The 23,379-nt window shown below is 32.4% G+C and carries 40 protein-coding genes and 1 rRNA gene; all 41 read right to left on the bottom strand.

What is annotated here, in order from left to right; translation table 11 throughout:
- Nucleotides 1-63 (bottom strand): 16S ribosomal RNA (locus IC174_RS18640); the annotation flags it as partial.
- Between the two features lie 284 nt (nt 64-347).
- Nucleotides 348-1,052, bottom strand: a complete 705-nt coding sequence (gene cwlD, locus IC174_RS18635) for an N-acetylmuramoyl-L-alanine amidase CwlD (protein ID WP_227436991.1) — start codon at nt 1,050-1,052, stop codon at nt 348-350.
- 488 nt (nt 1,053-1,540) lie between these two features.
- On the bottom strand, nt 1,541-1,933 hold the full coding sequence (gene rpsI / locus IC174_RS18630) for a 30S ribosomal protein S9 (protein ID WP_003421105.1): 393 nt from the start codon (nt 1,931-1,933) through the stop codon (nt 1,541-1,543).
- 28 nt (nt 1,934-1,961) lie between these two features.
- Complete coding sequence (gene rplM / locus IC174_RS18625; protein WP_227436993.1) at nt 1,962-2,393, bottom strand: 50S ribosomal protein L13; 432 nt, start codon at nt 2,391-2,393, stop codon at nt 1,962-1,964.
- Nucleotides 2,394-2,512: 119 nt separating this feature from the next.
- Nucleotides 2,513-3,244 carry a tRNA pseudouridine(38-40) synthase TruA gene (gene truA / locus IC174_RS18620; RefSeq protein WP_227436995.1) on the bottom strand — a complete coding sequence of 244 codons (732 nt, stop codon included), beginning with the start codon at nt 3,242-3,244 and terminating at the stop codon, nt 2,513-2,515.
- 25 nt (nt 3,245-3,269) lie between these two features.
- Nucleotides 3,270-4,073: an energy-coupling factor transporter transmembrane component T family protein gene (locus IC174_RS18615; protein ID WP_227436997.1), complete on the bottom strand. Its 804-nt coding sequence runs from the start codon at nt 4,071-4,073 to the stop codon at nt 3,270-3,272.
- Nucleotides 4,067-4,933, bottom strand: a complete 867-nt coding sequence (locus tag IC174_RS18610) for an energy-coupling factor transporter ATPase (protein ID WP_227436999.1) — start codon at nt 4,931-4,933, stop codon at nt 4,067-4,069. The genes IC174_RS18615 and IC174_RS18610 overlap by 7 nt, the downstream gene beginning before the upstream one ends.
- Nucleotides 4,921-5,754, bottom strand: a complete 834-nt coding sequence (locus IC174_RS18605; RefSeq protein ID WP_227483640.1) for an energy-coupling factor transporter ATPase — start codon at nt 5,752-5,754, stop codon at nt 4,921-4,923. The genes IC174_RS18610 and IC174_RS18605 overlap by 13 nt, the downstream gene beginning before the upstream one ends.
- A 119-nt stretch (nt 5,755-5,873) precedes the next feature.
- Nucleotides 5,874-6,215 (bottom strand): 50S ribosomal protein L17, encoded by a 342-nt coding sequence (gene rplQ, locus IC174_RS18600; protein ID WP_003421117.1) that lies wholly within the window; start codon nt 6,213-6,215, stop codon nt 5,874-5,876.
- 20 nt (nt 6,216-6,235) lie between these two features.
- Nucleotides 6,236-7,183 carry a DNA-directed RNA polymerase subunit alpha gene (locus IC174_RS18595; RefSeq protein ID WP_227437003.1) on the bottom strand — a complete coding sequence of 316 codons (948 nt, stop codon included), beginning with the start codon at nt 7,181-7,183 and terminating at the stop codon, nt 6,236-6,238.
- 77 nt (nt 7,184-7,260) lie between these two features.
- Complete coding sequence (gene rpsD / locus IC174_RS18590) at nt 7,261-7,884, bottom strand: 30S ribosomal protein S4 (RefSeq protein ID WP_227437005.1); 624 nt, start codon at nt 7,882-7,884, stop codon at nt 7,261-7,263.
- A gap of 32 nt (nt 7,885-7,916) precedes the next feature.
- Entirely contained in the window at nt 7,917-8,315 is a 399-nt protein-coding gene (rpsK, locus tag IC174_RS18585) for a 30S ribosomal protein S11 (RefSeq protein ID WP_227437007.1), read from the bottom strand.
- Between the two features lie 35 nt (nt 8,316-8,350).
- Entirely contained in the window at nt 8,351-8,722 is a 372-nt protein-coding gene (gene rpsM, locus IC174_RS18580; RefSeq protein WP_227437009.1) for a 30S ribosomal protein S13, read from the bottom strand.
- Nucleotides 8,723-8,874: 152 nt separating this feature from the next.
- A complete protein-coding gene (gene rpmJ, locus IC174_RS18575; RefSeq protein WP_002509257.1) occupies nt 8,875-8,988 on the bottom strand; it encodes a 50S ribosomal protein L36 in 114 nt (37 codons plus the stop codon).
- A gap of 35 nt (nt 8,989-9,023) precedes the next feature.
- Nucleotides 9,024-9,242 (bottom strand): translation initiation factor IF-1, encoded by a 219-nt coding sequence (gene infA / locus IC174_RS18570; protein ID WP_003421127.1) that lies wholly within the window; start codon nt 9,240-9,242, stop codon nt 9,024-9,026.
- A gap of 37 nt (nt 9,243-9,279) precedes the next feature.
- A complete protein-coding gene (locus IC174_RS18565; protein ID WP_227437012.1) occupies nt 9,280-9,549 on the bottom strand; it encodes a KOW domain-containing protein in 270 nt (89 codons plus the stop codon).
- A gap of 21 nt (nt 9,550-9,570) precedes the next feature.
- Nucleotides 9,571-10,317 (bottom strand): type I methionyl aminopeptidase, encoded by a 747-nt coding sequence (map, locus tag IC174_RS18560; protein ID WP_227437013.1) that lies wholly within the window; start codon nt 10,315-10,317, stop codon nt 9,571-9,573.
- Nucleotides 10,318-10,968, bottom strand: coding sequence for an adenylate kinase (locus IC174_RS18555; RefSeq protein WP_227437015.1), 651 nt, complete (start codon nt 10,966-10,968; stop codon nt 10,318-10,320).
- A gap of 16 nt (nt 10,969-10,984) precedes the next feature.
- The gene (secY, locus tag IC174_RS18550; RefSeq protein ID WP_227437017.1) at nt 10,985-12,253 is read right to left on the bottom strand and encodes a preprotein translocase subunit SecY; all 1,269 of its coding nucleotides are present in this window, start codon (nt 12,251-12,253) and stop codon (nt 10,985-10,987) included.
- 43 nt (nt 12,254-12,296) lie between these two features.
- Entirely contained in the window at nt 12,297-12,740 is a 444-nt protein-coding gene (gene rplO / locus IC174_RS18545) for a 50S ribosomal protein L15 (RefSeq protein WP_227483639.1), read from the bottom strand.
- 32 nt (nt 12,741-12,772) lie between these two features.
- Nucleotides 12,773-12,958: a 50S ribosomal protein L30 gene (gene rpmD, locus IC174_RS18540; RefSeq protein WP_227437019.1), complete on the bottom strand. Its 186-nt coding sequence runs from the start codon at nt 12,956-12,958 to the stop codon at nt 12,773-12,775.
- A gap of 14 nt (nt 12,959-12,972) precedes the next feature.
- A complete protein-coding gene (gene rpsE / locus IC174_RS18535; RefSeq protein ID WP_227437021.1) occupies nt 12,973-13,482 on the bottom strand; it encodes a 30S ribosomal protein S5 in 510 nt (169 codons plus the stop codon).
- 20 nt (nt 13,483-13,502) lie between these two features.
- On the bottom strand, nt 13,503-13,871 hold the full coding sequence (gene rplR / locus IC174_RS18530) for a 50S ribosomal protein L18 (RefSeq protein ID WP_227437023.1): 369 nt from the start codon (nt 13,869-13,871) through the stop codon (nt 13,503-13,505).
- A 35-nt stretch (nt 13,872-13,906) separates the two neighbouring features.
- Nucleotides 13,907-14,449, bottom strand: a complete 543-nt coding sequence (gene rplF / locus IC174_RS18525) for a 50S ribosomal protein L6 (RefSeq protein WP_227483638.1) — start codon at nt 14,447-14,449, stop codon at nt 13,907-13,909.
- A 30-nt stretch (nt 14,450-14,479) separates the two neighbouring features.
- On the bottom strand, nt 14,480-14,878 hold the full coding sequence (rpsH, locus tag IC174_RS18520) for a 30S ribosomal protein S8 (RefSeq protein ID WP_003421148.1): 399 nt from the start codon (nt 14,876-14,878) through the stop codon (nt 14,480-14,482).
- 32 nt (nt 14,879-14,910) lie between these two features.
- Nucleotides 14,911-15,096: a type Z 30S ribosomal protein S14 gene (locus IC174_RS18515; protein ID WP_003421149.1), complete on the bottom strand. Its 186-nt coding sequence runs from the start codon at nt 15,094-15,096 to the stop codon at nt 14,911-14,913.
- A 17-nt stretch (nt 15,097-15,113) separates the two neighbouring features.
- Complete coding sequence (gene rplE, locus IC174_RS18510; protein WP_003421151.1) at nt 15,114-15,656, bottom strand: 50S ribosomal protein L5; 543 nt, start codon at nt 15,654-15,656, stop codon at nt 15,114-15,116.
- Nucleotides 15,657-15,685: 29 nt separating this feature from the next.
- A complete protein-coding gene (gene rplX / locus IC174_RS18505) occupies nt 15,686-15,991 on the bottom strand; it encodes a 50S ribosomal protein L24 (protein WP_227437031.1) in 306 nt (101 codons plus the stop codon).
- A 23-nt stretch (nt 15,992-16,014) separates the two neighbouring features.
- The gene (gene rplN, locus IC174_RS18500) at nt 16,015-16,383 is read right to left on the bottom strand and encodes a 50S ribosomal protein L14 (protein WP_003421155.1); all 369 of its coding nucleotides are present in this window, start codon (nt 16,381-16,383) and stop codon (nt 16,015-16,017) included.
- Nucleotides 16,384-16,408: 25 nt separating this feature from the next.
- A complete protein-coding gene (gene rpsQ, locus IC174_RS18495; RefSeq protein ID WP_003421156.1) occupies nt 16,409-16,663 on the bottom strand; it encodes a 30S ribosomal protein S17 in 255 nt (84 codons plus the stop codon).
- A gap of 23 nt (nt 16,664-16,686) precedes the next feature.
- Nucleotides 16,687-16,890 (bottom strand): 50S ribosomal protein L29, encoded by a 204-nt coding sequence (gene rpmC / locus IC174_RS18490; RefSeq protein ID WP_003421158.1) that lies wholly within the window; start codon nt 16,888-16,890, stop codon nt 16,687-16,689.
- Nucleotide 16,891: 1 nt separating this feature from the next.
- Complete coding sequence (gene rplP / locus IC174_RS18485) at nt 16,892-17,323, bottom strand: 50S ribosomal protein L16 (protein ID WP_003421160.1); 432 nt, start codon at nt 17,321-17,323, stop codon at nt 16,892-16,894.
- A 35-nt stretch (nt 17,324-17,358) separates the two neighbouring features.
- Complete coding sequence (rpsC, locus tag IC174_RS18480; RefSeq protein ID WP_227483637.1) at nt 17,359-18,192, bottom strand: 30S ribosomal protein S3; 834 nt, start codon at nt 18,190-18,192, stop codon at nt 17,359-17,361.
- 22 nt (nt 18,193-18,214) lie between these two features.
- Nucleotides 18,215-18,550, bottom strand: a complete 336-nt coding sequence (gene rplV / locus IC174_RS18475; RefSeq protein ID WP_009887891.1) for a 50S ribosomal protein L22 — start codon at nt 18,548-18,550, stop codon at nt 18,215-18,217.
- 31 nt (nt 18,551-18,581) lie between these two features.
- A complete protein-coding gene (gene rpsS / locus IC174_RS18470; protein WP_003421166.1) occupies nt 18,582-18,863 on the bottom strand; it encodes a 30S ribosomal protein S19 in 282 nt (93 codons plus the stop codon).
- Nucleotides 18,864-18,897: 34 nt separating this feature from the next.
- A complete protein-coding gene (gene rplB, locus IC174_RS18465; RefSeq protein ID WP_227437027.1) occupies nt 18,898-19,728 on the bottom strand; it encodes a 50S ribosomal protein L2 in 831 nt (276 codons plus the stop codon).
- Between the two features lie 29 nt (nt 19,729-19,757).
- Nucleotides 19,758-20,048: a 50S ribosomal protein L23 gene (gene rplW, locus IC174_RS18460; RefSeq protein WP_003421170.1), complete on the bottom strand. Its 291-nt coding sequence runs from the start codon at nt 20,046-20,048 to the stop codon at nt 19,758-19,760.
- Nucleotides 20,048-20,671 (bottom strand): 50S ribosomal protein L4, encoded by a 624-nt coding sequence (rplD, locus tag IC174_RS18455; protein WP_227437028.1) that lies wholly within the window; start codon nt 20,669-20,671, stop codon nt 20,048-20,050. The genes rplW and rplD overlap by 1 nt, the downstream gene beginning before the upstream one ends.
- A 29-nt stretch (nt 20,672-20,700) precedes the next feature.
- The gene (rplC, locus tag IC174_RS18450; RefSeq protein ID WP_227437029.1) at nt 20,701-21,330 is read right to left on the bottom strand and encodes a 50S ribosomal protein L3; all 630 of its coding nucleotides are present in this window, start codon (nt 21,328-21,330) and stop codon (nt 20,701-20,703) included.
- Nucleotides 21,331-21,423: 93 nt separating this feature from the next.
- Nucleotides 21,424-21,735 (bottom strand): 30S ribosomal protein S10, encoded by a 312-nt coding sequence (rpsJ, locus tag IC174_RS18445; RefSeq protein ID WP_054268679.1) that lies wholly within the window; start codon nt 21,733-21,735, stop codon nt 21,424-21,426.
- A 370-nt stretch (nt 21,736-22,105) separates the two neighbouring features.
- Nucleotides 22,106-23,299, bottom strand: a complete 1,194-nt coding sequence (tuf, locus tag IC174_RS18440; protein WP_227437055.1) for an elongation factor Tu — start codon at nt 23,297-23,299, stop codon at nt 22,106-22,108.
- Between the last annotated feature and the right edge of the window lie 80 nt (nt 23,300-23,379).

The raw sequence follows: 23,379 nt of genomic DNA, 5'->3' as shown, positions 1-23,379 counted from the left end.
AACTTGCATGTGTTAGGCACGCCGCCAGCGTTCATCCTGAGCCAGGATCAAACTCTCAAATAAAAGTTTATCAGGCTCAGATACTATTGTTATCTAAATATCTGGCTTTATGGTTTGTTTCTTGTTTATAAATTAACCTACTGTTTAATTTTCAAAGTTCTTTTGTCTTATTTTTGTGCTCCTTTTGGGCACTCATATATAATACCATCTATGTTATTCCAAGTCAACGCTTTTTTAACTTTTATTTTAATTATTTTTTTGTCAAAACAAAAATAGCTTATATTAGTGCATTTTTAAACACCTCAATACAAGCTATTTACATATTTAGACTTATTTTTATAATTATTTCAACTTAGATATTTCTGTATACCTATGTATATTGCCCATGCTATCTTTTCTTGATATGTTTCATCTGTCAAAAGTTTACATTCTTTTTCATTTGATAGAAAACCACATTCTATTAATACTGATGGAATATTATTTTCTTTCAAAAGGTATATGTCATCTCGTGGCTTAACTTCTCTGTTATTTGTTTTATCTACTACTCTTTTAAGTTCTTCTTGAATACACTTTGATAATTCCTTGCTATCTTGCTTATCTTTAGGATAAAATGTCTGAGCTCCATAGTATTTAGATTGTTCGAATGCATTTAGATGTATGGATACAAACATATTAGCATTGGAATTAGAGATTATTTCTTTTCTATTTTTCAAGTTCTCATTATATTTTTGTCTTGTTGTTTTATTATTTTCTTCTTTATAGAGGCTACTGTCATCTTCTCTAGTTAATATTACAAGACCTCCACTTGATTCTATAAGCTCTCTAAGCTTAAGTGTTATTGCTAAGTTGATATCTTTCTCAGATGTGCTCTTATCCTTGTTTAATGCGCCTGGGTCAATACCTCCATGACCAGCATCTAGAATTATTGTTTTATTTGTTATTGGCATATATTTAATAACATCTTCAGAAATATTTTTCACTTCAAATATTGATACTATTACTAGACATACCATAACAAAACTAAAAATTATATGTTTTATGTACTTTCTCACAACATCACCCTGTATATGTATACTTATAAAAACACTATAATATTCCAAATATTAGTACAAACATTTAAATTTCACTTTAGTATTTATCTATCTCTATTTTTTAATATTAATATATGATTACATAAGTATGCTATATTCACATATACTCTAAATTCCCATTTTTAATTAGTATCGTATAACAGGTATAATAAATTATGACAATTTACATTATGAATTATATTATTTAATAACCTAAATTCTATTACTTATAAAATGTAAAATTTTTAATTATATTTACTGTAAATTTCTTTATCCATTTCTCAATAGAACTATAATCTCAATAACTTTAACATATAATCTTTTATTACAATAAAAAGGATGTTTTTCAATAGAAAAACATCCTTTTTATTGTATATCAATCATTAACTTAAACCCAACATTTCAACATGCTTCCATATTTTCTGGATAACAGAAAATAAAGGATTTTGCTTTTCCAAAAAGATAAATAATTATCTTTTTGAGAATTGTGGAGCTCTTCTTGCTGCTTTTAATCCGTATTTCTTTCTTTCCTTCATTCTAGCATCTCTAGTTAAGAAACCTTCTTTCTTTAAAGCAGGTCTTAAATCTAAATCAGCTTTTAATAAAGCTCTAGATATACCATGTCTTATAGCTCCAGCTTGTCCAGTGAATCCTCCACCTTCAACTTTTACTATAACATCATATTTATTTTCATTACCAGTTAAAACTAATGGTTGTTTAACATCTCTTATTAATGTTTCATAGTTAAAATAATTTTCTAATGCTCTTCCATTTACTAATATATTTCCTTCACCTGCAACTAGTCTTACTCTAGCAACAGAACTTTTTCTTCTTCCAGTTCCATAATATTGAACGTTAGCCATTATAAACTCCTCCTTTCACCTATTAATCTTATTTAAAGTTTAAAACTTCTGGATTTTGAGCTGCATGAGTGTGTTCAGCACCTGCAAATACTCTTAATCTAGTCATCATTCTACTTCTTAATTTGTTTTTAGGTAACATACCATTTACAGCATGTGCTATAACTTCTTCTGGTTTTTTATCCATCATATCTCTATAAGATATTTCTTTTAATCCACCTACATAACCAGTGTGGTATCTGTAATATTTTTGATCTAATTTTTTTCCACTTAAAACTACTTTTTCTGCATTTACTACAACAACAAAATCTCCACCATCAACGTGAGGAGTAAATGTTGGTTTATGTTTACCTCTCAATACTGTCGCAATTTCTGTTGCTATACGACCTAATGTTTTTCCTTCAGCATCAACTAAGTACCATTTTCTTTGTACATCAGCTGGCTTAGCTATATAACTTTTCATAACTGTCCCTCCTTAACTACTTTTCATAAAAATTTTTTACCGTTTATGTCAAGTCCGGGGCAAGTGGACTTATTAACACATTCTCATATATTTTAATACATGTAGCCTGGTGTGTCAAGTTAATAATGAACTTTTTTAAGAAATAATCCTTGTGCTGGAGCTGTATGTCCACATCTTGATCTGTTTTTAGATTCTATTATATCTAAAAATGATTCATTAATTCTACCACGTCCTATATCAACAAGTGTTCCAACAATAATTCTCACCATATTATATAAGAACCCATCTCCACTAATTTCTAAAGTAATCAAATCATCTGTTTTTTTTATATTTATATCATATATTGTTCGTATTGTATCTTTTACAGATGAACCAGAACTCATAAAACCTTTAAAATCATGTGTACCCAATAGACTTTTTGATTCTATACACATTTTTTCAAAATCAAGTTCATACTTTACTTGATATGATATGCTGTTAAGTATTGGGTGTCTAAACTTACTGTTATATATTAAATATTTATATGTTTTTCCTTTTGCACTATATCTTGAATGAAAGTCATCATTAACTTCACATGCTTCTATAACTGCTATGTCTTTTGGTAATTTAGCATTTAGTGCCATTGGTACACTTTCTATACTTATACTTGAACTAATTTTAAAATTTGCAGTTTGTGCAAGAGCATGAACCCCTGAATCAGTTCTACCTGAGCCTATAAGTTTAACTTCTTCATTCATTATCTCATATATAGCCTTTTCAATTGTACCTTGTATCCCTAGAGAATCTGGTTGCTTCTGCCATCCACAATAATTTCTACCATCATATTGGATTGTAATCTTTATATTTCTCATATTTTACCTCACCTATATGCTTCTATTAAATCGCTATAAATCTAGTAGCTATGATTAATCCTAAATAAATAACTTGAAACACACATGCTATATAATCTGCTTTTACTATAACAGACTCCCTCATTTTTGTTCTATTGTGTCCACCTCTATAACATCTAGCTTCCATGGCCATAGCCAATTCATCAGCTCTTCTAAATGCACTAACAAATAGTGGAACTAAAAGAGGTACTAGATTTTTAGCTCTATTTATAAGATTTTTACTTTCAAAGTCTGCACCTCTAGACATTTGAGCCTTCATTATTTTATCTGTTTCGTCTAATAATGTAGGAATAAAGCGCAAAGCAATTGTCATCATCATTGCAAGCTCATGAACTGGTAAACCAATTTTCTTAAAGGGATTCAATAATCGCTCTATACCATCTGTCAATTCTATTGGTGAAGTTGTTAAAGTAAGTAATGATGTCCCAATTACTAAAAATATAAGTCTTATTGCCATAAAAATTGCTTGTCTCAAGCCTTGACTTGTTATTGTTAAAAATCCAAATGACCATATCTCATCACCTGGTAAGAAAAATATATTTATAATAAATGTAAATAAAATAATCCACTTAAGAGGTTTTACACCCTTAACAATATACTTAACAGGTATATTAGCTAACTTTATCATACCTAATAAACATAATAAAACTATCATATAAGGCCAAAATTTATTTACTACAAATATAGATACCATAAATACAATTGTTGCTACAAGTTTTATCCTTGGATCTAATTTATGAATAGCAGAACTTGTTGGGTAGTATTGCCCTATAGTTATATCTTTTAACATAATCCTCGCCCTCTCACAACTCTTAATATTTCCTGTTTTGCTTCTTCTAAAGTCAATATGTCTTCACTAATGTCAAAACCTTGTTCTCTTAATTTCAATGCAAGCTCTAAAACCTGTGGAATATCTAAACCAATTTCTTTTAATTTAATAGCATTCGATTTAAATACATCTCTAGGAGTACCCATAAATTCTATTTTACCATGATTCATAACAATTAACGTTTGTGCCAACTTTGCCATATCATCCATACTATGTGATGACAATATTATAGTCATATTGTTTTTTTCATGTAAGTTTTTTATTAAATTAAAAATTTCATCTCTTCCACCAGGATCAAGACCTGCAGTTGGTTCATCTAATATAAGTACTTCTGGGTTCATTGCTATAACTCCAGCTATTGCAACTCTACGCTTTTGACCTCCTGATAATTCAAATGGAGATTTATCTTTAAATTCCTCATAGTCAAGTCCTACAGCTTCCATCGATGCTTTTACCCTATTATGTATCTCAACCTCTTCTAAACCTAAATTAGCGGGTCCAAAAGCTATATCCTTATCAATTGTTTCTTCAAATAATTGATATTCTGGATATTGAAATACAACACCTACTCTTTTTCTTATCTCAGTTAAGTTTAAATTCTTATCTGTTATGTTAAAATCATTTATAAAAATCTCTCCTGAGGAAGGTTTTAATAATCCATTTAGATGTTGTATCAGTGTAGACTTTCCTGAACCTGTATGACCTATAAGTCCAACAAAATCTCTATCTTTAATCTCAAAAGATACATCATCAAGTGCTTTACTTGCAAAAGGCATCCCTTCATTATATATATGTGTTAAGTTCTTTACTATAATTGACATAATTCCATCACCATCTCATCCACAGTTAATATATCACTACTAATATTTATACCTTCTTCTATTAATAAACTAGACAACTCTGTCATACAAGGCACATCTAAACCGATTTCCTTTAACATCTCTATTTTACTAAATACTTCTTTAGGAGTCCCTTCTAAAAGTTTCTTACATTTCTCCATAACGACAACTCTATCAGCTTCTACAGCTTCTTCCATAAAGTGAGTTATATGTAAAACAGTTATACTTTCTTCTTTATTAAGTCTTTTTATTGTTTTCATAACTTCTTTTCTTCCAGATGGGTCTAACATCGCTGTTGCTTCATCAAATATTATACACTTGGGTCTCATGGCAATTATGCCTGCTATTGCAACCCTCTGTTTTTGGCCACCTGATAACAAATGCGGTTGTCTACCTCTCAAATCATACATACCTACACTTTTTAAAGACTCTTCTACAATTCGTCTTATCTCTTTTGGCTCTATACCTAAGTTTTCAGGACCAAAAGCTACATCTTCTTCTACTATTGTGGCAACAATTTGATTATCTGGGTTTTGAAATACCATACCTGCTGTTTGCCTTATATCCCATAATCTTTCTTCTTCTTTGGTGTCCATTCCATCAATGAGAATATTTCCTTCTGTAGGCATAAGAATAGCATTTAAGTTTTTAGATAAAGTAGACTTGCCAGAACCATTATGTCCTATTATCGCAACAAATTCTCCCTTTTTAACATCTAAGCTTAAATTATCTATTGCTTTAAGTTTTGCTTCATCTGTAATATACTCAAATGAAATATTGTTTACTTTTATTATATTATCCATTAATTCATACTCCTTTTAGTAAGCAATAACTTATAAAAATCATTTTACACATTATTATATCACACCTTAGTCAAAAAAATAAAAAAAAGATTAAGCCATCAAGCCTAATCCTTTCCTTACTATACTAATTCTATAAAAGCCATTTCAGCAGCATCGCCTTTTCTTGGCCCTATTTTTATTATTCTAGTGTATCCACCATTTCTCTCAGCATATTTTGGAGCTAAATCTGTGAATAAGTTATTAACTACTGTTTCATCCATAACATAAGCTAAAACTTGTCTTCTAGCATGAAGATCTCCTCTTTTAGCAAGAGTTATCATCTTTTCAGCCATTCTACGAGTTTCTTTAGCTCTAGTTACTGTAGTTTCTATTCTTCCACTTCTTAGTAAACAAGTTACTAAGTTTCTTAACATAAGGTTTCTGTGAGCTGTTTCACGTCCTAATTTACGGTACTTAGCCATTCTTATCCCTCCTTTGCTCGCTATTCTTCACTTGGTTTTAATCCTAGCCCAAGTTCCTCTAGTTTTTGTATTACTTCTTCTAATGACTTTTTACCTAGGTTTCTAACCTTCATCATATCGTCTTCAGACTTATTAGCTAATTCTTCAACTGTATTAATTCCCGCTCTCTTTAAACAGTTGTATGATCTAACTGATAAATCTAATTCTTCTATAGTCATTTCAAGAACTTTTTCTTTTTGATCTTCTTCTTTTTCTACCATGATTTCAACACTACTTACATGTTCAGTTAAGTCTATAAATAGATTTAAATGCTCAACTAATACTTTTGCAGCTAATGATATACCTTCTTGAGGGTTTATACTACCATTAGTCCAAACTTCTAGTACTAATTTATCATAATCTGTTTTTTGACCAACTCTTGTGTTTTCTACATGATAACTAACTTTCTCAACAGGAGTATATATTGAATCCACAGGTAAAACACCTATTGGAACATTCTCTGTTTTATTTTCTTCAGCAGAAACATAACCTCTACCTTTATCTACAAATATTTCCATATTAAACTTGGCATTATCATCTAATGTAGCTATTGCTAAGTCTTTGCTTAATATTTCAACATCTGGAGGACAGATTATATCTGAACCTGTGATAGAGCATGGTCCTTGAGCCTCTATTTTAAGTGTTCTACTTCCTTCACCATCTATAGTTGCTGAAAGCTCTTTTAAAGTTAATATTATCTCTGTAACATCTTCTTTAACACCAGGTATTGTAGAGAATTCATGAAGAACTCCATCTATTTTTATAGCATTTACTGCTACACCTGGTAAAGATGATAATAATATTCTTCTTAGTGCGTTACCTATAGTTATTCCATATCCTCTTTCTAGAGGTTCTATAACAAACTTACCATATCTATAGTCTTCGCTAAGCTCAACTATATCTACTTTTGGCTTTTCTATTTCTATCATGGACAAAACCCTCCTTAAAATTCAGTAATCCACTGAGGGTAAACAAAATTTTAAAATAATTTTTAAAAGTGTGCTTATTATTTAGAGTAAAGTTCTATGATTAAGTGCTCTGCTATTTCAAGATCTATATCTTCTCTTGTTGGAACACCAACTACTTTTGCTGTCATTCCTTCTACATTAGCTTCTAACCATTTAGGAGCTATTCTTGAGTTAACTTCTACTAAATTTTTGAATTTTGCAGAAGATCTTGATTTTTCTTTAACTTCTATCACATCTCCAACTTTAACTGTTAATGAAGCTATATCTACTTTATTTCCATTTAAAGTGAAATGACCATGAGTTACTAATTGTCTAGCTTCTTTTCTAGAAGATGCTAGTCCCATTCTGTAAACTACATTGTCTAATCTTCTCTCTAATAAACTTAATAAATTCTCACCTGATTTTCCAGGCATGTTTTCAGCACGTTCGTATAAGTTTCTAAATTGAGTTTCTAAAACTCCATATATTCTTTTAACTTTTTGTTTTTCTCTTAATTGTAATCCATAGTTAGAAACTTTCTTTCTCCCTTGGCCATGTTGACCTGGAGCATAGTTTCTTTTAACTATAGCACATTTATCTGTATAACATCTATCACCTTTAAGGAATAATTTCATTCCCTCTCTACGGCATTGTCTACATGATGCACCTGTATATCTTGCCATTTATCTACACCTCCTATTTGTACTCTTATTAATTACACTCTTCTTCTCTTTGGTGGTCTACATCCGTTATGTGGGATTGGAGTAACATCTTTTATCATAGTTACTTCTAGTCCAGTTGCTTGTAAAGCTCTTATAGCAGCTTCTCTTCCTGAACCTGGCCCCTTTACGAATACCTCAACACTTTTTAATCCGTGTTCCATCGCAGCTTTTGCAGCTGTTTCAGCAGCCATTTGAGATGCAAATGGAGTTGATTTTCTTGACCCTTTGAATCCTAATTGTCCTGAACTTGCCCAAGATATAGCATTTCCATGAACGTCAGTTAAAGTTATTATTGTATTGTTGAAAGTTGACTGTATATGAGCATGACCACGTTCTATATTTTTACGTTCTCTTCTTCTAACACGTGTAACTTTCTTTTTTGGTTTAGCCATTTTCCTTTTCCCTCCTTCATCTAATTATTATTTAATTATTTTTTCTTTTTACGAGATACTGTTTTTCTAGGACCTTTTCTAGTTCTAGCATTAGTTTTAGTTCTTTGTCCTCTTAATGGAAGACCTTTACCATGTCTAATTCCTCTATAACATTTTATATCTCTTAATCTCTTTATGTTTAAAGCAATTTCTCTTCTTAAGTCACCTTCAACTAAGAAATCGTCATCTATAACTTTTCTTAACTCATTAACTTGATCTTCTGATAAATCTTTTATTCTTGTATCTGGATTTATCTCAGCTTTAGCTAATATTTCGTTAGCAGTTGCTTTACCTATACCATATATATAAGTTAAGCCTATCTCCGCTCTTTTTTCTCTAGGTAAATCTACCCCAGCTATTCTTGCCATGATCGCACCTCCTACACATAGTTTTTAGTGTTTAAAACTTCATATCATATATCAATCCTACGTCAGATTGTTCAACGATTTTAACGTTCTTTTGTTAACATCACAATATAGTATTATACTATAAAATTTAACAAAATACTAGTAATAATTTCTTATCCTTGTTTTTGCTTATGCTTTGGATTTTCACAGATAACCATTACTTTTCCTTTTCTTTTTATTACTTTGCATTTTTCACATATTGGTTTTACTGATGGTCTAACTTTCATTATTAATCCCTCCTTAGACTAAATATCAAGATAGTCTACTTCTTACGCCAAGTGATTCTTCCTCTTGTAAGGTCATATGGAGAAAGTTCAACATTCACCTTATCACCTTCAAGAATTCTTATGAAGTTCATTCTTAGCTTTCCAGAAATGTGGCATAATATCTCATGTCCATTTTCTAGTTTAACTTTAAACATAGCATTAGGTAAAGCTTCTGAAACTGTACCTTCTAATTCTATAACATCTTTTTTGGCCATTAACTAACCAGCCCTCCATTTCAATAAGTTAAATTATCTAATTTAACTTAGTAAGTTCAGCTCTTAAAAAAGAATCTGTAATCTCTTGTCCAGATACTACTCTTTTTCTAACTTCATCATTAATAAAATTATATTTTTTTAAGTGCTTAACTTTCTTTAACTTAGGTTTGTCAAGTTTTCTTTTCTTTCCATCAGCTATTAATACATATTCATTATTAATTATCTTGACTACGAAAAATAAATTTCCTTGATCTCGACCTAATGAAACCTTAACAACTTGACCTATACTTAAATTATCTGATAGCACTTTTTTCACCTACTTCTTAATTTACAACTTTGTCAATATCAAAGGTTCATGTTCAGTAATTGCTATCGTATGCTCATAATGAGCTGATTTTTTTCCATCTATTGTAACAGTCGTCCACCCATCTGATAGAGTCTTTACATGATAACGACCTGCATTAACCATTGGCTCTATAGCAATAACCATTCCTTCTCTAAGTCTTGGTCCTTTTCCTGGGAGTCCATAATTAGGTACCTGTGGATCTTCATGAAGATTTGCTCCAACTCCATGTCCTACCAAATCCCTAACTACTGAGAAACCATGTTTCTCAACGTGTGTTTGTACTGCGTGTGAGATATCCGAAAGTCTATATCCTAATTTAGCAAATTTTATTCCTTCATAGAAGCTTTCTCTAGTTACTTCTATTAATTTCCTATCTTCTTCAGATATCATGCCTACTCCATGAGTTTTCGCAGAATCACCATGATATCCTTTATAATAGGCTCCTATATCTAAGCTTACAATGTCTCCTTCCTTTAATAGAGTCTCACCTGGAATTCCATGTACAACTTCTCTATTGATAGAAGCACATATACTTCCTGGAAAACCTCCATATCCTTTAAAAGAAGGTTCAGCATTGTATTTTCTTATATTCTCTTCAGCTATTTTATCTAATTCTAAAGTAGATATTCCCGGAGAAATAGCTTTTCTTAAAACTTCATGAGTATCAGCAACAATTTTGCCTGCTTCTCTTAAAAGTTCTATTTCTTTCTTTGATTTCAAGATAATCATTTATTTTCCACTTCCTAAAGCTGCAACAATATCTTCAAATACTTTATCTATTGCTTGGTCACCTTTTATATCAGCTATTATACCTTGTTTGCTATAATAATCTACTAAAGGCTTAGTTTCATCTAGATAAACTTGTATTCTCTTAGATACAGTTTCTTCATTATCATCAGCTCTTTGATACAATTCTCCTTGGCATACATCACATACACCTTTTACTTTAGGAGGATTAAACTCAACATGATAAGTAGCTCCACAAGACTTGCATATTCTTCTACCAACTGCTCTAGATACTAATATGCTCTTATCAACTTCAATATTGACAACTTTATCCAGTACTATACCAGCATTTTTTAAGAATACATCTAAATGCTCACCTTGTGCTACATTTCTTGGAAATCCATCTAACATAAATCCATTTTTACAGTCTTCTTGAGATATTCTATCAGTAACTAAACCTACAGTTAACTCATCTGGTACTAATAAACCTTGGTCCATGTATTCTTTAGCTTTTTTTCCAAGTTCTGTTCCCTCTTTTATATTCTTTCTGAATATATCTCCTGTTGATATATGAGGTATATTGTATTTTTCTACTATTCCTGCCGCCTGAGTACCTTTACCAGCACCTGGAGGTCCAAGTAATATTATTCTCATATTATCCATCTCCATTTTATTTTAAGAAACCTTGATAGCTTCTCATAACTAAGTTTGACTCTAACTGTCTCTTAAGCTCCAAAGCAACCCCAACAACGATTAGCAATGAAGTTCCAGCTAGACTCATATTGACATTCATATAATGTGTTGTAAGAGCTGGTACCATAGCAATTATTGCTAAGAAAGTAGCTCCAGCTAAAGTTAATCTTGTTAAGATTCTATTTAAATAATCCATAGTAGGTTCACCTGGTCTAATACCTGGTATAAATCCACCATTATTTTTCATATTTTTAGATATATCTTCTGTATTGAATGATACAGTTGTATAAAAATATGAGAAGAAAATTATAAGTAGAATTTCAATTGATCTGTATGTCCAAAATCCTTGTTCTGTTGCCATACTTAAGTATTTTTGAACAAAAGCTTGAGCATCTGCCCCCATAAACATAGCTATTGTTTGTGGAAAAGCTAAAAGTGAACTAGCAAAAATTATAGGCATAACTCCTGATTGGTTAACTTTCATTGGTATATGAGAACTTTGTCCTCCATACATTTTTCTTCCAACAACTCTTTTAGCATATTGTACAGGTATCTTTCTAGTCGCTTCTTGTATAAATGTAACCCCTGTAACTGTAAGTAATATAACTACAATTAGAAGTATTATTACCCAAGGTGCAACTTGACCAGATTTAACTTGTTGTGCGATTTTAATAACATCTGTTGGTATTCTTGATATAATACCTGCAAATATTATTACTGAACTACCATTACCAATTCCTTTTTCGGTAATTTTGTCCCCAATCCACATTACTAACATACTTGCTGAAACTAATGTTATTACAACAGTTGTGATAAAAAACACACTATTTGATATTAAAGCACTTCTTACAATTCCTAATGTAATTCCCAAAGCTTGTACAACTGCTAGAGCTAGTGCTGTATATTTAGTGTACTTATTGATTTTTTTCTTTCCTTCTTCACCAGATTTTTGAAGTTCTGCTAAACTTTCAAAACCTACTGTTAGAAGCTGTATTATGATTGATGCAGTAATATATGGACTTATACCCAAAGCAAATAGTGAAAAGTTACTAAATGCTCCACCAGTAAACATATTATACAGAGAAAGTAGACTATTGCCGCCTACCATCTTTTGTATAATACTAGTGTCTATACCTGGAACTGGTATTGTAGTACCTATTCTGAATATCACGATCATCATAAGTGTATACATTACTTTTTTTCTTACTGCTTTAATCTTCCAAGCTTGTTTTAATTTTGACAGCACGCTAATTCACCCCGCCTGTACTGGCTAGGAGATTAGCAGGTTATTATACTAACTCTGCTTTTCCACCAGCTTTTTCTATTTTTTCTTGAGCTGAAGCTGTAAATTTAGTAGCTTTAACAGTTAAAGCTTTTTCTAAATTACCTTCACCTAAGATTTTAATTCCATCTTTACCTATTTTGCTTATAGTTTTAGTAGATTTTAATAATTCTGCAGTTATTTCTGTTCCATTTTCAAATCTGTTTAAAACTTCAACATTAACTTCTGTGTAAACCTTCTTAAATATGTTATTGAAACCTCTCTTAGGAAGTCTTCTAGCTAGTGGCATTTGTCCACCTTCGAACCCTACTCTTACTCCACCACCAGAACGAGACCATTGACCTTTTTGTCCACGTCCTGCAGTTTTACCTTGTCCAGTTGCAGTACCTCTACCTAATCTTCTCTTAGCTCTTACTGCACCTTCAGCAGGTTTTAACTCATGTAACTTCATGGATTGCACCTCCTTGCACTACTTTTTAAAAATTATTCAGCTATTTCAGTTACTTCTAATAAATGACTTACTTTTTTTATCATACCTCTTACTTGAGCATTGTCTTCTTTTACAATAACTTGTTCTCTTTTTCTTAATCCTAACGCTTCAACATTCTTTTTTTGGTTAGGAGTAGTTCCTATAACACTTCTAACTAATTTTATTTGTAATTTAGCCATTTTACACTACCTCCTTACCCTAGAAGTTCTTCAACTTTTTTACCTCTAAGTTTAGCTATATCTTCAACTGTTTTTAGAGAATTAAGTCCTTCTATTGTAGCATTTACCATATTTCTTGGATTGTTAGATCCTAAAGATTTAGCTCTAACGTCTTTTAGTCCAGCTAACTCAAGTACGGCTCTAGCAGGTCCCCCAGCTATTACTCCTGTACCTTCTACAGCAGGCATTATTAATATATTTCCAGCACCAAAGTGTCCGCGTACTTCGTGAGGAATTGTAGTCCCAACCATTGGCACTACTATTAGATTTTTCTTAGCATCTTCAACTGCTTTTTTTATAGCATCTGGTACTTCCATTGCTTTCCCAGCACCTATACCAACGTGTCCGTTTTCATCTCCAACAACTACTAACGCTGCAAATCTGAAGTTTCTACCACCTTTTACAACCTTAGTAACACGTCTTACTTCAACAACTTTTTCTTGTAAGTCAAGTTGTCCTGCATCTATCGGCTTACGACGTAGCATGTATTTTTCCCTCCTTCGTATTAGAACTTAAGACCAGCTTCTCTAGCACTTTCAGCTAATTCTTGAATTCTTCCATGATATAAGTATCCACCTCTGTCAAATACAACTTCAGTGATTCCTTTTTCAACAGCTTTTTTAGCAACTAATTCTCCAACTTTCTTAGCTGCTTCCTTGTTTCCTGTATGATTAACAGCACTCTTAACTTCTGCTTCTAAAGAAGATGCAGCAACTAGAGTTACTCTGTTTGTGTCATCTATTATTTGAGCATATATATTGTTAGCACTTCTAAATACACATAATCTTGGTCTTTGAGCAGTACCGCTTATTTTTCTACGAACTCTCTTATGTCTTTGAAGTCTATTAGCATTTTTATCAGCCTTTTTTAACACCTAGCTCACTCCTTTCTAGCGTTTAAGTTTTGGTATTATTTTTTACCAGTTTTTCCTTCTTTACGTCTGATTACTTCATCAACGTATTTTATACCTTTACCTTTGTATGGCTCTGGCTTTCTCCAAGCTCTTATTTTAGCAGCATAATTTCCTACTAATTGCTTGTCTATACCTTTTACTATTAACTCAGTTTGGTTTGGAACTTCAACAGTTATTCCTTCTGGATCTTCCATTTCAACTGGATGAGAGAAACCTAAGTTCATAACTAATTTCTTTCCTTGTTTTTGAGCTCTGTATCCAACACCTTTTAGTTCTAATTTCTTTTCGAAACCAGTATTTACACCTACAACCATATTATCTAATAAAGTTCTAGTTAATCCGTGTAAAGATCTGTGTTTTTTATTATCAGTTGGTCTTTCAACCATTATTGTATTTTCTTCTTTTTTTATATTTAACTCAGCACTTAATTGTTTAGTTAAAGTTCCCTTTGGACCTTTTACTGTAACTAAATTTCCTTCAGCTATAGTAACTTCAACACCTGCTGGTATTATTATTGGCTTAACACCTATTCTTGACATGGTCGCACCTCCTTACATTGTTCATATTAATTACCAAACGTAGCAGATTACTTCTCCACCAACATTTTCTTTTCTAGCTTGCTTGTCAGTTAATATTCCTTTTGAAGTAGATATTACTGATATTCCTAATCCATTTAATACTTTTGGTATTTCGTGGTTAGCAGCGTAAACTCTCATTCCAGGCTTAGATATTTTCTTAAGACCTGTTATAACTCTTTCGCCTTCTTGTCCGTACTTTAATTGTATTCTTATGATACCTTGTTTTCCATCTTCTATAACATCATAACCTCTTATGAAACCTTCTTCTAATAAGATTCTAGCTAACTCTTTCTTCATATTAGAAGCTGGAACATCTACAGTTTCATGCTTAACAACATTAGCATTTCTTATACGAGTAAGCATATCTGCAATTGGATCTGTCATTGTCATTTTGTAGCCCTCCTTCCATTCTAATCAAGCTTCTACCAGCTTGCTTTTCTAACACCAGGTATTTGACCTTTATAAGCTAATTCTCTAAAGCATATACGGCATATACCAAATTTTTTCAAAACTGAATGCGGTCTTCCGCATATAGTACATCTAGTGTATTCTCTAGTAGCGTACTTTTGCTTTCTTTGTTGTTTAACAACCATCGCTTTTCTAGCCACGGGAATCCCTCCTTTGCTTACTTAGAAAATGGCATTCCTAATAATTTTAATAATTCACGAGCTTCTTCGTCAGTTTTTGCTGTAGTAACGAATATTATATCCATTCCTCTTACTTTATCAATTTTATCATATTCTATTTCAGGGAATATTAATTGTTCTTTAACTCCTAAAGCATAGTTTCCTCTACCATCAAAAGCATTAGGGTTAACACCTCTAAAGTCTCTAACTCTTGGTAAAGAAACTGATACTAATTTGTCCATAAAGTAGAACATTTTGTCAGCTCTTAATGTAACTTTTGTTCCTATTGGCATTCCTTCTCTTAGTTTGAAGTTAGCAACAGATTTTCTAGCTTTAGTTATAACAGGCTTTTGTCCTGATATTATTTCTAATTCTTCAACGCCTTTTTCTAATCCTTTTGGATTTTCTCTAGCGTCACCTATACCCATGTTAATAACTATTTTGTTTAACTTAGGTATCTCCATTACGTTTTTATATCCAAATTTCTCCATTAAAGCAGGAGCAACTTCTTTCATGTATTTTTCTTGTAATCTAGAAGCCATTTAAGGTCCCTCCTTTCAAGCAATATTTATTATAATTCTTTTCCGCTCTTTGCTGATACTCTTACTTTTGTGCCATCTTTTACTTCATATCTTACTCTAACGCCTTTTCCTGTTTCAGGATCAAATGGCATTACATTAGATATGTGTATTGGGGCTTCTTTGTTTATTATTCCACCTTGTTGGTTCATAGCACTTGGTTTTTGATGTTTAGTTATTACGTTTACACCTTCAACTAATACTTTATCAGCTTTAGGGTATACCTTTAAAACTGAACCTTTTTTACCTTTATCTTTACCTGCTATAACTACAACAGTGTCACCTTTTTTAACACGCATCATGTCCTATTGCACCTCCTTAATTATAGTACTTCTGGAGCAAGAGAAACTATTTTCATGAATTCATTGTCTCTTAACTCTCTAGCAACAGGCCCGAATATACGAGTTCCTACTGGAGTTTTATCGTCCTTTATTATAACAGCAGCATTTTCATCAAAAGATATATAGCTTCCGTCATTACGTCTTACGCCTTGTTTGCTTCTTACTATAACAGCTTTAACAACCTTACCTTTTTTTACAACTCCACCAGGTGTTGCACTTTTAACAGTAGCAACTATAACGTCGCCTATGTTACCATATCTTCTTTTACTTCCGCCTAGAACACGTATACATAAAAGTTCTTTAGCTCCTGAGTTATCAGCAACTCTTAGACGTGATTCTTGTTGTATCATATCGTAATCCCTCCTTCTTCAAAAACTACTTAACTTTCTCAACAACTTCAACTAGTCTGAATCTCTTATCTTTAGATAAAGGTCTAGTTTCCATTATTTTAACTCTATCTCCGATGTTACATATATTCTTTTCATCATGAGCCTTAAATTTCTTAGTTCTCTTAACACGTTTATTATATAGTGGATGACGTACGAACTCTTCAACAGCTACTACTATTGTTTTATCCATCTTATCACTAACAACACGGCCTATTCTAACTTTTCTTCTTCCTCTTTCCATGTTTAAAAAGCCTCCTTTCCAAATTAAGCTCTAGTTTCGTATAACTTTCTTTCAGCAAGAACAGTTTTAACTTTTGCTATATCCTTCTTAACAAACTTTATTCTAGCTGTATTTTCTAATTGACCAGTAGCTAATTGGAATCTTAAGCTAAATAATTCACTTTTGAAGTCGTTTAATTTGTTCATTAGCTCTTCGCTTGTTAAATCTCTTAATTCTTTAGCTTTCATCCTATTCACCACCCTTTACTTCTAAATCTTCTTTTTTAACAAATTTACATTTGATTGGTAATTTATGTGCAGCAAGTCTCATAGCTTCTCTTGCTTTATCTTCAGAAACACCTGCTAATTCAAACATAACTCTTCCTGGCTTAACTACAGCTACCCAATATTCTGGAGAACCTTTCCCTGCACCCATACGAGTTTCTGCTGGTTTTCTTGTTACTGGTTTATGAGGGAATATTTTTATCCAAACCTTTCCCCCTCTTTTTATATATCTAGTCATCGCGATTCTGGCAGCTTCTATTTGATTAGAAGTTATCCAAGAAGCTTCTAAAGCTACTAATCCAAACTCACCATAAGTAACTTTGTTACCTTTATGAGCTTGCCCAGCCATACTTCCTCTATGAACTCTACGACGCTTTACTCTTTTTGGCATTAACATGAGTATTTTTCCTCCTTCCTTGAACCTAACTATTATTAATTTCCTTTGTTTTCAGTTCTTTGAGGTCTTGATCCACCTTGAGGTCTTTGTCCACCTTGAGGTTTTTGTCCTCTGTAGTTTCCTCTGTTATCGTTTCCTCTTCTATCATTTCCTCTTCTATCGTTTCTTCTGTTATCTCTCTTGTTGTCTCTTCTGTCGCTCTTTCTGCTTTCTTCTCTTGGATTTACACCATCTCTAGTTGGTAAAACTTCACCATTACATATCCAAACTTTTATACCTATTTTTCCATAAGTAGTATCAGCTTCAGCGAAACCATAATCTATATCTGCTCTTAAAGTTTGTAGTGGCACATTTCCTTCACTATAACCTTCAGTTCTAGCCATTTCAGCTCCACCTAATCTTCCTGAAGCAGAAACTTTTATCCCTTTAGCACCAGATTTCATTGCTCTTTGTATAGCTTGTTTCATTGCTCTTCTGAAAGCAACCCTTCTTTCTATAGCTAAAGCTATATTTTCAGCTACTAATTGAGCATTTTTATCTGTACTTCTTACTTCTACTATGTTAACTATTATACTTTTCTTTGTCATTTTTTCTAATTCAACTTTTAATGCTTCGATTCCAGCACCAGCTCTTCCTATAACTACTCCTGGCTTAGCAACATGTAAGTCCATTTTTATTTTATTAGCTGATCTTTCTATTTCTATTCTAGCAACTCCAGCTGAGTATAATCTTTTCTTTAAGAATTTACGTATATTATGGTCTTCTAATAATAAGTTTCCGAACTCTTTTTTATCAGTAGCGAACCATCTTGAGTCCCAATCTTTTATAACACCGACCCTTAAGCCGTGTGGATTAACCTTTTGACCCATTACTTTCCCTCCTATCTATTAATTATTTTTTTTCTTTCACAACAACCTCTATATGAGAAGTTCTTTTTCTTATTGTAGTTGCACGACCCATAGCTCTAGGCATGAATCTCTTCATTGTTGGCCCTTGATTAGCAACTATTGATGCTATATATAATTTTTCAGTATCCATTTCGTGATTGTTTTCTGCGTTAGCTTTAGCTGACTTTACAACTTTAGCTATTATTGAAGCTGCTCCTCTTGGAGTGAACTTTAATATCGCTAATGCTTCATCAACATTCTTTCCTCTAACAAGGTCACAGATTTGGCCTGCTTTTCTTGGTGATACACGTACATATTTAGCAGTAGCTTTTGCTTCCATTGTTATTCCTCCTTTCTTAGTCATAATTTAATTATTTTCTCTTATTAGATTTTTCGTCATCCTTATGTCCTTTGAAAGTTCTAGTAGGAACGAACTCACCTAATTTGTGTCCAACCATATCTTCTGTTATATATACTGGAACATGTTTTCTTCCATCATGAACAGCTATAGTGTTTTCTACCATTTGTGGAAATACAGTTGAAGATCTTGACCAAGTTTTTATAACTTCTTTATTTCCGCTAGCATTCATAGCTTCTATTTTCTTTAAAAGTCTTGCATGGACAAAAGGTCCTTTTTTAGTTGATCTTGACATTTATATTCCTCCTTTCCGAGCAAAAATAAATTTACTACTTAGTTCTTCTTGATACTATTAACTTATTTGAAGCTTTGTTTTTCTTTCTAGTTTTGTATCCAAGAGCTGGTTTACCCCATGGAGTAACAGGAGATGGTCTACCTATTGGAGATCTACCTTCCCCTCCACCGTGTGGATGGTCATTAGGGTTCATTACAGAACCTCTTACAGTAGGTCTTATTCCCATATGTCTTTTTCTACCTGCTTTACCAATAACTACGTTACCGTGCTCTATATTTCCAACTTGTCCTATAGTAGCTTTACAGTTTATGCTTACTAATCTCATTTCACCTGATGGTAATCTTAATAAAGCATTTTTTCCTTCTTTAGCCATTAATTGTGCAGAAACTCCAGCAGATCTAACTAATTGAGCTCCTTTTCCTGGCTTTAATTCTATATTATGAATGATAGTACCAACTGGCATATCTTTTAATGCTAAACAGTTTCCTGGTTTTATATCAGCACCTAATCCTGATAAGATAGTATCTCCAACGTTGATTCCAACTGGAGCTAATATATATCTTTTTTCTCCATCAGCATAGTTTAATAATGCAATATTTGCAGTTCTGTTTGGATCATATTCTATAGTAGCAACCTTAGCAGGTATACCATCTTTATCTCTTTTAAAATCTATTATTCTATATTTTCTTTTTTGTCCTCCACCTCTATGACGAACAGTTATTCTACCATGTACGTTTCTACCAGCATTTTTCTTTAAGTTAACTAAAAGAGATCTTTCTGGTTGGTTACATGTTATTTCCTCAGAAACTAAAACTGTCATTTGTCTTAAGGCAGGAGAAGTTGGTCTAAACTTTTTTATAGCCATCTGTTTTCCCTCCTTCGTTTGTTATAATATTACATTCCTTGGAAGAATTCTATTTCTTTACTATCAGCAGTTAATTTAACTACTGCTTTCTTAAAGCTTGCTGTTCTTCCTTGAGTTCTACCCATTCTTTTAACTTTTCCATCGTAGTTTAAAGTATTTACTTTATCAACACTAACTCCGAATACTTTTTCTACTGCTTTTTTTATTTCAGTTTTGTTCGCATCTTTAGCCACAACAAAAGTGTATTTTTTTTCACCCATTTCAGCCATACTGTGCTCAGTTACAACTGGTCTTATTATTACATCATGTGGATTAGTCATTATGCGTACACCTCCTCCACTTTTTTAACAGCATCTGTAGTTATTATAAATGAATCATATTTTAATATATCATATACATTCATAGTATTAACTAATGCAGTTTGAACACCTTCTATATTTCTAGCTGATTTTATTACATTATCATTTTTATCAGCTATAACTACTAAAGCTTTTTTAGCAGCATTTATATTATTTAATATTTGAGCAAATTCTTTAGTTTTAGGAGCATCCATGTTTAATGCATCTAATACTATAACTTCACTATTTTGTATTTTTGAAGATAAAGCACTCTTCATAGCTAATCTTCTTACCTTCTTAGGTAATGTATATTTGTAACTTCTTGGTTTAGGTGCAAAAGCAACTCCTCCACCTACCCATTGTACAGATCTTGTAGAACCTTGTCTTGCTCTACCTGTTCCTTTTTGTTTCCAAGGTTTTCTTCCGCCACCTCTAACTTCTGCTCTAGTCTTAGCAGATTGAGTTCCTTGTCTCTTATTTGCTAATTGATTTTTTACAACTTCATATAAAACATGTCCATTAACTTCTACGCCAAATATAGAATCTGATAATTCTATTTCTCCAACGTTTTGTCCACTAACATTTAGTACATTTAATTTTGGCATTGTTATTCCTCCTTTCTCTAGGTTAGTCATTATTTAGAAACCTTTACAGCTTCTTTTATAGTTACTACTGAACCTTTAGCTCCTGGTATAGCTCCCTTAACTAATATAAGGTTCTTATCAGCATCTACTTTAACAACCTCTAAGTTTTGAACTGTTACCTTTACGCTTCCCATGTGTCCAGCTAATTTTTTGTTTTTAAATACTCTACCTGGGTAAGAACAAGCTCCCATTGAACCTGGTCTTCTGTGGTATCTAGAACCGTGAGATTCAGGACCTCTACTTTGTCCATGTCTTTTTATTGGACCTTGGAATCCCTTACCTTTACTTATTCCAGTAACATCTATTTTTGCACCTGCTTCAAATACATCAGCTTTTATTTCTTGTCCAACTGTGTATCCTTCTACAGAATCTACTCTAAACTCTTTTAAATGTTTCTTTAAAACATTAGCAGCAGCTAAGTGTCCTTTTTTAGGCTTGTTTAAAGATTTTTCTTTAGCATCTTCAAAACCTATTTGTATAGCATTGTATCCATCTTTATCAACTGTTTTTATTTGAGTAACGACCATAGGTCCTGCTTCAACAGCTGTTACAGGTATAACTACACCTTTATCAGTGAATATTTGAGTCATACCAACTTTTTTTCCTAATATTCCATTCATATTAGCACCTCCTATAATTCTTACAGCGGATTACATCATTTTAGAAGTAATCATTCTAAGATAGTTACCTATAGGATAATATCTTAGGGGTTCTTATAATTTTATTTCTATATCTACACCTGCTGGTAAGTCTAATCTCATTAATGAGTCAACTGTTTTAGGTGTTGGATTAGCTATGTCGATTAGTCTTTTATGAGTTCTTATTTCAAATTGTTCTCTAGAGTCTTTGTACTTATGTACGGCTCTTAATATAGTTACAATTTGTTTTTCTGTTGGTAGAGGCACAGGTCCTGAAACTTGTGATCCAGCCTTTTTAGCAGTTTCAACTATTTTACCTGCTGAAAAATCTAATAATTTGTGATCATATGATTTTAATCTTATTCTTATTTTTTCATTCTTAGCCATTTTGTTTTCCCTCCTTTATCACGTGTTTAATTTTCAAGTTGCGTACAACTAATACCGATACACTGCTCCGGGTGTGTTGTAACTTTCAAATCGACATCAGTTCGTATTTCACTAGGATTTAATTCTTATTTTCTTAATCTCTCAAGCACACTATTATATTTTATATCATCTGTTACATTTTTTCAAGTTTTTTTTATGTTTTTTTCAATTTTATTTTCTCTTACAACATTATAACCTTAAACTTGATTATGAATCTATCTCAAGGCACTAGTTTAGTATATATGCTTTATTGCTACTTGTCAACAAAAAACAAAAAAGAGAGGTTAAACCCCCTCTTTTTTTATATGAAATCAATTAGCTTAGTAAAAGATTATTCGATTATTGTAGCAACAACTCCTGAAGCTACTGTTCTTCCACCTTCTCTTATTGAGAATCTTAATCCTTCTTCTACAACTATTGAATTTATTAAGTCTACTTCCATTGTTACGTTATCTCCAGGCATTACCATTTCTATTCCATCTGGTAACTTACAAGCTCCTGTTACATCTGTTGTTCTGAAATAGAATTGTGGTCTATATCCATCAAAGAATGGTGTATGTCTTCCACCTTCTTCTTTTTTAAGTACATATACTTCTGCAGTAAATTTTGTGTGTGCTTTTACTGATCCAGTCTTTGCTAGTACTTGTCCTCTTTCTATTTCGTTTCTTTGTACTCCTCTTAATAATGCTCCTATATTATCCCCTGCTTGTGCTTGGTCTAATAATTTTCTGAACATCTCTACTCCTGTTACTACTACTTTTCTTGGTGCTTCTGTTAATCCTACTAATTCTACTTCGTCTTGTACTTTTAATACTCCTCTTTCCACTCTTCCTGTTGCAACTGTTCCTCTTCCTGTGATTGAGAATACGTCTTCTACTGGCATTAAGAATGGTTTGTCAGTATCTCTTTCTGGTGCTGGTATATATTCATCTATTTGCTCGAATAATTCTACTATTTTATTTCCCCACTCACTCTTTGGATCTTCTAATGCCATTAATGCTGATCCTCTTACTATTGGAGTATCATCTCCTGGGAAATCATATTCTGTTAATAAATCTCTTACTTCCATTTCTACTAGTTCTAATAACTCTTCATCATCTACCATGTCACATTTGTTTAAGAATACTACTATATATGGTACTCCAACTTGTCTTGATAATAGTATATGCTCTCTTGTTTGTGGCATTGGTCCATCTGTTGCTGAACAAACTAATATTGCTCCGTCCATTTGTGCTGCTCCTGTTATCATGTTCTTAACGTAGTCAGCATGTCCTGGGCAGTCAACGTGTGCGTAGTGTCTGTTTGGAGTTTCATACTCAACGTGTGCTGTTGATATTGTGATTCCTCTTTCTCTTTCTTCTGGAGCTTTATCTATGTTTGCGAAATCTACTGCTTCTCCTAATTGGTATCTGTCATATAATGTTTTTGTTATCGCTGCTGTTAATGTAGTTTTACCATGGTCAACGTGTCCTATTGTCCCTATATTAACATGAGGTTTTGTTCTTTCGTATTTAGCTTTAGCCATTTTGAATTTCCTCCCTTTATCTTGTGCAAGACGAGACAAGTCTCGTCTTGCTGATTATTTTTTATATTTATATTATTAAT

This window comes from Clostridioides sp. ES-S-0001-03 (assembly GCF_020676075.1).
GTDB lineage: Bacteria > Bacillota > Clostridia > Peptostreptococcales > Peptostreptococcaceae > Clostridioides.
This window is presented reverse-complemented; position numbering and strand designations above follow the sequence as displayed.